Origin of the sequence: Vibrio sp. Vb1337 (assembly GCF_033338715.1) — a bacterium.
GTDB lineage: Bacteria > Pseudomonadota > Gammaproteobacteria > Enterobacterales > Vibrionaceae > Vibrio > Vibrio alginolyticus.
This window is the reverse complement of sequence record NZ_JAWOTD010000242.1, coordinates 1-1,081: the sequence shown is the minus strand read 5'-3', so window position 1 is coordinate 1,081 and position 1,081 is coordinate 1. Positions and strand designations below refer to the sequence as shown.

General features: G+C 46.2%; 1 protein-coding gene. It reads left to right on the top strand.

Annotation, left to right across the window (positions count from 1 at the left end; all coding sequences use genetic code 11):
- Window positions 1-1,017, top strand: a 1,017-nt coding sequence (gene rlmM, locus R7E42_RS25350; protein ID WP_318073285.1) for a 23S rRNA (cytidine(2498)-2'-O)-methyltransferase RlmM, incomplete at its 5' end; no start/stop codon positions are given.
- Window positions 1,018-1,081: the final 64 nt, after the last annotated feature.

Genomic DNA, 1,081 nt, shown 5'->3' with positions numbered 1-1,081 from the left:
CAGTTGGAAGTGTATGGCTTCCCTCGTGTGAAGAGAAACTCAGGTTATGTTGTCTTCGAGTGTTACCAAGATGGAGACGCAGAGAAGCTAGTTAAAGGCTTAGACTTTAGCTCATTGATTTTTGCGCGTCAGATGTTTGCTGTAGCGGCTGAATTTGAAGCGCTGCCAAGTGAAGACCGCATCAGCCCAATTCTTGCCGAGCTGTCAGAGTTTGAAGCGTTCCCACGTTGTGGCGATCTACGTATCGAAACGCCAGACACGAACGAAGCAAAAGAGCTATTGAAGTTCTGCCGCAAGTTCACCGTACCAATGCGCCAAGCGTTGCGTGGTAAAGGTTTGATGTGGAATAAAGACAACGCGAAGAAGCCAGTGCTGCACATCTGTTTTGTCGCACCGGGTCATTGTTATGTGGGTTACTCACTACCAGGCAACAACTCGCAGTTCTTTATGGGTATCCCTCGCTTGAAATTCCCAGCAGACGCACCAAGCCGTTCAACGCTAAAACTGGAAGAAGCTTTCCACGTATTTATTCCGCGAGAAGAGTGGGATGAGCGTTTAGCGCCAGGCATGTGGGGCGTTGACTTAGGTGCATGTCCAGGCGGTTGGACGTACCAATTAGTGAAACGTTCTATGTTCGTTCATTGTGTTGATAATGGCATGATGGCAGACAGCTTGATGGAAACCGGTCAAATTAAGCACCACATGGTGGATGGCTTTAAGTTTGAACCAGACCGCAAGAACGTGACTTGGATTGTGTGTGATATGGTTGAGAAACCAGCTCGCGTGGCACATCTTATGGGCCAATGGCTGCTTAAAGGTTGGGCGAAAGAAGCCATCTTTAACCTGAAATTGCCAATGAAAGGTCGTTACGATGAAGTACTGCAAGATCTTGAAAATCTAAAAATGTTCTTGATTGAGAACAAGGTGAAATTCAAGCTGCAAGCGAAGCATCTGTATCATGACCGTGAAGAGATCACGATTCACATTCAGTGCCTATCTAATATCTCTCCGCACTAAGTTATCGTTTCTATGTGGTTGAACATTATTAAAAAAGCGCCTACTTCAGGCGCTTTTTTATTGC